7 protein-coding genes and 1 pseudogene are annotated in these 8,786 nt (G+C 71.5%); 4 read left to right on the top strand and 4 right to left on the bottom strand.

Annotation, left to right across the window (positions count from 1 at the left end; translation table 11 throughout):
- Together H0487_RS20225 and H0487_RS20230 are read left to right on the top strand one after the other, a co-directional pair.
- Positions 1-487: phosphotransferase (locus tag H0487_RS20225; RefSeq protein WP_183096031.1), on the top strand; the 487-nt coding region annotated here is incomplete at its 5' end.
- The gene (locus H0487_RS20230; RefSeq protein WP_183096032.1) at positions 484-1,419 is read left to right on the top strand and encodes an exonuclease/endonuclease/phosphatase family protein; all 936 of its coding nucleotides are present in this window, start codon (positions 484-486) and stop codon (positions 1,417-1,419) included. The genes H0487_RS20225 and H0487_RS20230, both read left to right, overlap by 4 nt.
- Before the next feature lie 22 nt (positions 1,420-1,441).
- On the opposite strand, the gene ypfJ is transcribed toward H0487_RS20230, so the two are convergent.
- The gene (ypfJ, locus tag H0487_RS20235; protein ID WP_183096033.1) at positions 1,442-2,401 is read right to left on the bottom strand and encodes a KPN_02809 family neutral zinc metallopeptidase; all 960 of its coding nucleotides are present in this window, start codon (positions 2,399-2,401) and stop codon (positions 1,442-1,444) included.
- 68 nt (positions 2,402-2,469) lie between these two features.
- Here ypfJ and H0487_RS20240 point away from each other — a divergent pair, with 68 nt between their 5' ends.
- Together H0487_RS20240 and H0487_RS20245 are read left to right on the top strand one after the other, a co-directional pair.
- The gene (locus H0487_RS20240; RefSeq protein WP_183096034.1) at positions 2,470-4,068 is read left to right on the top strand and encodes an ABC-F family ATP-binding cassette domain-containing protein; all 1,599 of its coding nucleotides are present in this window, start codon (positions 2,470-2,472) and stop codon (positions 4,066-4,068) included.
- Positions 4,069-4,181: 113 nt separating this feature from the next.
- A complete protein-coding gene (locus tag H0487_RS20245) occupies positions 4,182-5,276 on the top strand; it encodes a GGDEF domain-containing protein (RefSeq protein ID WP_183096035.1) in 1,095 nt (364 codons plus the stop codon).
- A 24-nt stretch (positions 5,277-5,300) separates the two neighbouring features.
- On the opposite strand, the gene H0487_RS23610 is transcribed toward H0487_RS20245, so the two are convergent.
- The 3 genes and pseudogenes from H0487_RS23610 to H0487_RS20255 all read right to left on the bottom strand — a co-directional run bounded on the left by H0487_RS23610 (position 5,301) and on the right by H0487_RS20255 (position 8,632).
- Positions 5,301-6,722: an FtsX-like permease family protein gene (locus H0487_RS23610; protein WP_246384022.1), complete on the bottom strand. Its 1,422-nt coding sequence runs from the start codon at positions 6,720-6,722 to the stop codon at positions 5,301-5,303.
- 130 nt (positions 6,723-6,852) lie between these two features.
- Positions 6,853-7,842, bottom strand: a pseudogene (locus H0487_RS23615) (ABC transporter permease); the annotation flags it as partial.
- A gap of 1 nt (position 7,843) precedes the next feature.
- Positions 7,844-8,632 (bottom strand): ABC transporter ATP-binding protein, encoded by a 789-nt coding sequence (locus H0487_RS20255; protein WP_183096036.1) that lies wholly within the window; start codon positions 8,630-8,632, stop codon positions 7,844-7,846.
- Positions 8,633-8,786 lie beyond the last annotated feature (154 nt).

Genomic DNA, 8,786 nt, shown 5'->3' on the forward strand with positions numbered 1-8,786 from the left:
CGTCGGCGGCTGGCCGACGCTCGACCGGACGACGGTCGCCGATGTCGCCGACCACCTCTGGCGGCACCGAGCGACCATGCTCGACCTCCTCGACGGGCTCCCGCAGGTGCCCCAGCACGGCGACCCGACGGCGGCCAACCTCCCGGGCCGCGAGGACGACGACGCGATCGCGATCGACTGGGGGACCCTCGGCACCGGTCCGGTCGGCGCGGACCTCGGCTACCTGTCGCTCTCCGCACGCGAGGGCTTCGAGCCGCTGCTCGATGCCTACCTGCTCGGGCTGCCCGCCGCCGACCGCGACCAGGTCGTGCTCGGTGCGCAGGTGGTGGCGGTCTACACCGCGCTGAGCCGCGCCGAGTGGGCGCTCGCCCGCGCGGCCACGGGGGAGGGCGCGCTGGCCTCGAAGTACCGCCACCCGGCCGTCGCCCCGCACCTACGGACGCTCCAGCGGCAGTTCCCCCACATCGAGGCGCTGCTGCAGCTGTGAGAGCCACGATCGCGGCACTGCTCGCCGCCGCCCTGGTGACGGCTTGCGCGCCGGACGACGCCGACCGCACCGACGACCTCGAGCCCGGCGCGGGCCCGACGAGGTCCGAACCCCGGCTGCCGGGCCGGCTGGTCGACACCCTCGGCGTCGCCTCGTTCAACGTCTACCGGCACTTGCCGCGCCGCGAGGCGGTGGCGGACGCCATGCGGCTCACCGCCCAGGACTCGGTCGACGTGATCGGGTGGCAGGAGACGCGGGCGGACTACTTCCCCGACGTGAAGCGCCGGCTCGCCCGCCGCGGCTGGGACACCTGGCAGCTCTGGGAGCCGGACGGACCGTTCTGGCTGGCCGTGTCGTGGCGGCGCGCGGACTTCAGCCTCGTCGAGGGAGCCTGGACCGAGGCTCACGGAGGAGCGGGCCCGGCCCGGACGGACCTGCCCTACCCACCCCGCGGTTGGGTCGAGGTCACCCTGCGGCACCGGGACTCGGGCCGGCTGCTGACGATCGTCGACACCCACCTCAACCAGGGGATCGAGACCGGCGACGGCTTCACCGACCGGGAGAACGCCGCGGACGCGAAGACCCACCTGCGGCTCCTCGCCGACGTGTGGGACCAGGCGCCGGGCGACCTGGTGGTCGGCACCGGTGACTTCAACTTCGACTACGCCGACGACGCCGAGGCGCGTCCCGAGGGCGGCATCAGCGACACCCAGGACGGCCGTGCCACGTCGTCGTACGACGTGCTGGGGCTGGACGGCGTCGAGCCGACCCGCGAGAGCCGGTGGATCGACTACATCTGGATCGCCGACCGGACCCTGCGCGTTCGCGCCCGTGATGCCGGGACCGGCCAGTTCGTCGAGCACACCTCTCTCGACGGCTACGCCTCCGACCACCGGCCCCTGGTCGCGCGGATCCGCTGGTACGACCGCTGAGGGGGCGGCAGACCCTGCCGGCTCAGGTCCGGGCGAGGACCTCGGAGTCCGAGGCCTCGAACGTGTCGCAGCCGTCGAGGTCACCCGACTCGTAGCCCCGCAGGAACCAGAACTTGCGTTGGGCCGACGAGCCGTGGGTCCAGAGGTCGTCGTCGACCTTCCCGCCGCCGCGCTTCTGGATGTAGTCGTCCCCGACCGCCTCGGCGGCCTCGATCGCGAGGTCGATGTCCTGCCGGGTCAGGTCGAGGATGAGGACCTCGCCGGAGGCGTCCTCGGTCGTCGTGGCGTGGTGGGCCCAGAGACCGGCGTAGCAGTCGGCCTGCAGCTCGAGGCGGACGGCGGGCGAGGTCGGCCCGGTGTCCTGGGTGCGCACCTTGTCGAAGAAGCCGAGCAGGTGGGAGATGTGGTGGCCGTACTCGTGGGCGAGCACGTAGAACTCCACGAAGCCGCCGTCGGGCCCGCCGAGCTGACGCTCGAGGACCTCGTCGAAGAACGTGGTGTCGAGATAGATCGACTCGTCACCGGGGCAGTAGAACGGTCCCACCGAGGAGTCCGCGCCGCCGCACGCGGTGCTGACGCTGCCCTGGAACGTCGTGAGCGTCTCGATCGCGTCGAACTTCCCGCCGAGCTCGTCGTCCCAGTAGTCCGTCAGGGAGTTCTCGATCGCGACCCGGGCGCAGTCGTGGTCCTCGTTGGCGTCCGCGCCGGTCTCGCAGTGGTCGTAGCGACCGGAGTCCTGTGCGTCGCTGAGTCGGCTGGGGGAGTAGACACCGCTGGTGCCGCCACCGCCGATCAGGTCGATGCCGAGGAACTGGCCCACGACGAAGAGGACGACGAGCAGCACGATGCCGCCGATGCCCTTGCCGGCGATGCCGCCGGGGATCGGGATGCGCATGCCGCCGCCGGAGAAACCCCCGCCGCCAGATCCGGCGTCCCGCACGCGGGACCTGTCGAGCCGAGCCTTCGGATTGAACCTGACCACGAGATTCACCCTAGCCGTAGGGCTCGTTTGGGCTGCGGCACCGACGCCGTGGGACACTGGTCCACGTCATGATCACGGTTCACCAGCTCGAGGTCAGAGCCGGTGCCCGGCTCCTCATGGAGGACGTCACCTTCCGGGTGGCGGCCGGCGACAAGGTCGGCCTGGTGGGCCGTAACGGTGCCGGCAAGACCACGCTCACCAGGATCCTCGCCGGTGAGTCCCTCCCGGCCGGGGGGACCGTGGCGGCGACCGGTGAGGTCGGCTACCTGCCGCAGGACCCGCGCTCCGGCGACCCGGACCAGCTGGCCCGCGACCGGATCCTGTCGGCCCGCGGTCTCGACGAGGTCGTCCGGCGCCTGCGGCAGGCCGAGCTCGACATGGGCAGTGACGACGTCGCGGTCCGGGAGAAGGCGATGCGCCGCTACGAGCGCGCCGACGCCGAGCTCCACGCGGGCGGGGGCTACGCCGCGGAGTCCGAGGCGGCGACGATCGCGCACAGCCTCGGGATCACCGACCGGCTGCTCGGCCAGGAGCTCAAGACGCTGTCGGGTGGTCAGCGCCGTCGGGTCGAGCTCGCCCGGATCCTGTTCTCCGACGCCCAGACGCTGCTCCTCGACGAGCCCACCAACCACCTCGACGCCGACTCGATCGTGTGGTTGCGCGACTTCCTCAAGGCGTTCAACGGCGGCCTGGTGGTGATCAGCCACGACACCGACCTGCTCGAGGCCACCGTCAACCGGGTGCTGCACCTGGACGCCAACCGCGGCGTGATCGACGGCTACAACATGGGCTGGAAGGCGTACCTCCAGCAGCGGGAGACCGACGAGAAGCGGCGCAAGCGGGAACGGACCAACGCCGAGGCGAAGGCCAAGACGCTCACCGACCAGGCCAACAAGATGCGCGCCAAGGCCACCAAGGCCCAGGCCGCGCAGTCGATGCTCAAGCGCGCCGAGCGGATGATGGCGGGCGTCGAGGCCGAGCGTCAGGCCGAGAAGGTCGCCCGGATCGCGTTCCCGAAGCCGGCCCCCTGTGGCAAGACGCCGCTCACGGCGGCCGAGCTGTCCAAGTCCTACGGCTCGCTCGAGGTCTTCACCGACGTCGACCTGGCCATCGACAAGGGCTCCCGGGTGGTCATCCTCGGCCTCAACGGGGCGGGCAAGACGACGATGCTGCGGATCCTCGCCGGCATCGACCGGCCGGACACCGGCGAGGTCGTCCCCGGCCACGGGCTCAAGCTCGGCTACTACGCCCAGGAGCACGAGACCCTCGACGTCGACCGCACGGTGCTGGAGAACATGCAGTCGGCGGCGCCCCAGCTGACCGACACCGAGGCCCGCTCGGTGCTCGGCTCGTTCCTCTTCTCCGGCGAGGACGCCCACAAGCCGGCGGGAGTGCTGTCGGGTGGCGAGAAGACCCGGCTGGCGCTGGCCAGCCTCGTCGTGTCCCAGGCCAACGTGCTCCTGCTCGACGAACCGACCAACAACCTCGACCCTGCCTCGCGCGAGGAGGTGCTCGCGGCGATCCGCTCCTACGAGGGCGCGATCATCCTGGTCACCCACGACGAGGGCGCCGTCCACGCGCTCGAGCCGGACCGGGTGCTCATCCTCCCCGACGGCGTCGAGGACCTCTGGAACGTCGACTACGCCGACCTCGTCGCCCTCGCCTGAGCAGGATCACCTGTCCCGACGGTCGTGGTCCGGACGGGTCATGCGGGAGCGCCGATCGCGCCGTGACCGGGTGATCGTGTGCGTTCGGGCCGCCCGGACGGCAAACTGGTCGGGTGACCGGGGTGCTGAAGGAGCTTGCCCGCCACGCGTTGGGGAGGCCGAGTGCGGCGCTCGCGCGTCGGCTCTCCGACATCGCCTCGGCGACCGGCGTCGCCGCCCAGCCGGTGCCTGCGCGTCAGCCTGCACTCGCGACGGTCGCGAAGGCACTGGAGTCCTCCGCCGACGTCGAGCAGCTCACCCGGCCATTGCTGGAGGCGCTGGCCGGCATGACCGGGCTGGCCTCGACGTACCTCACGGTGGTCCACGAGGACGACGAGGTGCAGGAGATCCGCTACTCCCGCAACACCCGTGCGGGCTTCGCACTGCCCGAGGGACTCGTGGTTCCGTGGGCCGACACGCTGTGCAAGCGCGCGCTCGACGAGGGCCGGGCGTGCACGACCGACGTGCCGACCGTCTGGGGCGACAGCGACGCGGCCCGCGACCTCGGTATCCAGGTCTATGTCTCCGTCCCGATCGAGCGGTCCGACGGATCCCTCTGGGGCACGTTGTGCGCCGCCGACTCCACCGCCGAGGGTGACGTCCTGTCGGCGACGGAGACCCACCTGCCCACCATGCGCCTCTTCGCCCGGCTGCTCGGTGCCCAGGTGGAGCGCGAGGAGGCGCTCAGCCGTGCCCGGGCCGAGGCGGACACCGACCCGTTGACCGGCTGCTCGTCCCGCCGGGTGGTCGAAGGGTGGCTCGCGGTGCAGCTCGCGTCGCTCACGGCGGGCGAGGTCGTTGCGGTGGCGTACGCCGACCTCGACTCCTTCAAGCAGATCAACGACAGGCTCGGGCACGCCGCCGGCGACGCGGTGCTCGCGGAGGTGGGCCGACGGCTGCGCGCCACCGCCCGGCCCCACGACCTCGTCGCGCGGGTCGGCGGCGACGAGTTCCTCGTCGCTGCACGGCTGATCCCGACCATCGCCGAGCCGTTCGCCGAGCGCATCCGCACGGCGCTCGCCTTCTCCCTGGAACGGGAGGGCGAGTCGATCGAGGTCCGGGCGTCGGTCGGCGTCGCGACGTCCGACGGCACCGACCCCGCCGCTCTCGTCGCCCGGGCCGACGCAGCCATGTACGACGAGAAGCGCGGCGCGGTCGGGCGTCGCTGACCGCCCCCTGCCGGAGCGGTCCGGCTACTCCTCGGCGATCGCCTCCAGGACGTTCATCCGCGCTGCGCGGATCGAGGGGAGGACGGCGGCGAGGACCCCGACCACGACCGCGATCACGAGGAACGTCACCAGCTGACCGAGGGGCAGGCCCAGGCTGGTGAGGTCGTCCTTGAGCGTCTCGCGCAGGGTGATCCCGATGACCAGCCCGAGCCCGAGCCCGAGGACAGCGCCGAGCAGCGCGATCGCGATCGACTCCAGCGTGATCATCCGGCGCAGCCGGCGCCGGCTCATGCCGATCGCGCGGAGCAGGCCGACCTCGCGGGTGCGCTCGATGACGCTGAGCCCGAGCGTGTTGACGATGCCGAACACAGCGATCACGATCGCCAGCGCCAGCAGGCCGTAGATCATGAAGAGCAGCTGGTTGATCTGGCCGCGGATGGAGTCGCTGAAGCCCTCCTTGTCGTAGACCGCCACGATCGGGACGTCCTCGGCGGCCTCGTCGAGGTCGTCCTTGACCCGGTCGGAGTCGGCACCGTCCTCGAGCAGGATGCTGATGGAGGAGTCCTGGCGGGTGAGCCCGGCCTCGGCGAGCTGGTCGAGCGGGACGTTGATCGGCCAGCTGACCTCGGAGGCCTCGACGATCCCGACGACCTCGAGGTCGAGCTTCTTGCCGCCCGGGAAGGTCAGGGGAAGCGGGTCGCCGACATCGAGGTCGTGCTCGTCGGCGAAGTCGTCGAACACGAAGGCCTCCGCGCCCTCGACGTCGATCCGGCCCTCGACGACCGTCAGGTCGTAGACGTCGGGGAACGCCGCGTCGTTGCCTGCGACGGTCTCGTTCTCGCCCTTGTACTTGGCGCCCGCCGACTGCTGCCGGCTGACGACCGCGACGCCGTCGACGTCCTCCAACGCGTCGCCGACCGAGGTCGAGAACGGCATGTAGTTGACGGCGGAGACCAGGAAGTCGGCGGTGAACTCCTCGTCGACGATGTCGTCGACCGACTTGTTCATCGACGCGGCGAGGACGCCGATCGTCGACACCAGGGCGAGCCCGATCATGAGGGCCGAGGCGGTGGCGCCGGTCCGACGTGGGTCGCGGAGCGCGTTCTCGCCCGCGAGGCGTCCGGTCGTGCCGAACAGCCGCCCGAAGACGGCTCGGCACGCGACCAGGACGGGGCGTCCGATGATCGGGCTGATGACCGCGACGGTGATGATCCAGATGACCGAGCCGATCCCGACCCAGAGGGCGTCGGGGCCCGGTGCCCCGAGCAGGCCGAGGAGGACGAGCAGCGCTCCGAGGACGAGCAACGCGGTCCCCGCCACGGTCCGGCGGCCCATCCCGGCGACGGCGTGCGGCATCTCGGCCCGCATCGCGGCGACGGGCGCGGCCCGTCCGGCCCGGCGGGACGGGAAGTAGGCGGCCGCCATCGTGGCGCCGNCCCACGACATAGCTGACGAGGACGGCGCTGAGCGTGAGGTCCAGCGCGGTGCCCGCGATGTCGAGGCCGACCGCGCGGAACAGCGCGGCGAGCCCGCGCGCGAGCAGCCAGCCCAGGGCGATCCCCAGCGTGGAGGCGAGGAACGCGAGCACCACCGCCTCGGTGAGGACGGATCGGGTGACCTGCTCCTTGGAAGCCCCGAGGGCGCGCAGCAGGGCCAGCTCCCGCGACCTCTGCGCGATGAGGATCGAGAACGTGTTGAGGATGATGAAGCCGCCCACGAGCACGGCGATCGCGGCGAACACGATGAGGAAGATCTTGATGACGTTGAGGAACTCGCCGATCGACGCTTGTGACTCGTCGGCGACCTCGTCGCCGGTCGCGGCCTCGAAGTCGTCGGGGATGACCTTGGCAGCAGCCTCGGCGAGCTCCTCCTGGGACACGCCCTCCGCTGCGGTGAGGCTGACCCGGTTGAAGACGTCCGCGCCGTTGAGGAAGATCCGCTGTGCACCCTCGGTGGAGAAGATGAGCAGGGTCGCGCCCGCCGTACCGCCGCCGTTGAAGTCGGCGGTCCCGACCAGCGTGGCCTTCTGCTCGATCTCGCCGTACGGGGCCAGCAGCTGGACCTCGTCGCCGAGGTCGTAGTCGCCGTTCTCCGCCGCGGCGGTGTCGAGGACGATCTCGTCGGTGGCCTCGGGCCAGCGGCCCGAGTCGAGCTCGAGGACCGAGCCACCGTCCATGTTCGGACCGTCGTGGTAGTTGAACGCGAGCGTCGGCGCTCCGGTGCCGCCGACCAGGGTGCCGTCGGAGGCGAGCAGGTTCATGCCGAAGCCGGCGATGTCGCCGTCGGCCCGCTCGACCTCGGGCAGCTCCTCGAGCGCCTTGATGGTCGCGGGCTTCACGACGTTCTCGGGCGTCCCGGAGTAGCCCGCGTCGAACTCGGCGAAGTCCTTGGCGCGGACGACGCCGTCGGGCGTGGTGCCGTAGATGATCCCGTCGAACGTCGTCGAGAGGCCGTTGCTGAAGACGAGCACGCCGGAGAGGAAGCCGACCCCGAGCACGATCGAGAGGCCGCTCATCACCAGCCGGAGCTTGCGCGCCAGCAGGTTGCGGAGAGTGAGCCGGAACATGTCAGGCGCCGGCCTGCGGGTCCTGCGCGGTCTTGGCGGACTGCTGGGCCTGGAGGGCGCTCATGTGCGCGAGGATCTGCTCGCGGTCGGGGTCGGTGATCTCGTCGACGACCTTGCCGTCGGCCAGGAAGAGGACCCGGTCGCAGTACGACGCCGCCACGGCGTCGTGGGTGACCATCACGACGGTCTGGCCGAAGTCGTCGACGCTGCGCCGGAGGAAGGCGAGCACCTCGGCGCCGGAGGTGCTGTCGAGGTTGCCGGTCGGCTCGTCCGCGAAGACGATCGACGGCTTGCTGGCGAGGGCCCGGGCGCACGCGACGCGCTGCTGCTGGCCGCCCGACATCTCGCTCGGGCGGTGGCTGAGCCGGTCACGCAGACCGACGGCGTCGATGACGGTGTCGAACCAGGCCGGGTCGGGCTTGCGGCCGGCCAGGTCGAGCGGGAGCAGGATGTTCTCCCGCGCCGTGAGGGTCGGGATCAGGTTGAACGCCTGGAACACGAAGCCGATCCGGTCGCGCCGCAGCGCGGTCAGGCCCTTGTCGTTGAGCCCCGAGAGGGTGGTGCCGTCGACCTCGATCGACCCCGAGGTCGGGGTGTCGAGCGCCGCGAGGCAGTGCATGAGGGTCGACTTGCCGGACCCCGAAGGGCCCATGATCGCGGTGAACCTGCCCGCGTCGAGGTCGACGGTCACGCCGGCGAGGGCGTGGACCTCCGACTGGCCGGAGCCGTAGCTCTTGCGGAGGTCGACAGCGCGCGCGGCGACGCGCGGGCGAGTGGGGGCGCTCGTCATGAGGCTTACCCTGCCCGATCCCTGGTCACCCGTGCATCCGGTAATCCCCTGACCCGGCCCTGATCACGGGAGCAGCAGTCCGGCGTCGCCGAACTCGTGCCACAGGTAGCGCGCCCTCACCGCGGCGGCGTAGGCGGGCTGGGTGAGCTCCGGA

The organism is Nocardioides stalactiti (assembly GCF_014180715.1).
GTDB lineage: Bacteria > Actinomycetota > Actinomycetes > Propionibacteriales > Nocardioidaceae > Nocardioides > Nocardioides stalactiti.

Excerpts from the sequence above, each read along its gene's own strand:
- H0487_RS20255 (WP_183096036.1), bottom strand. The coding sequence starts at position 8,632 with ATGACGAGCGCCCCCACTCGCCCGCGCGTCGCCGCGCGCGCTGTCGAC.
- H0487_RS20240 (WP_183096034.1), top strand. The coding sequence starts at position 2,470 with ATGATCACGGTTCACCAGCTCGAGGTCAGAGCCGGTGCCCGGCTCCTC.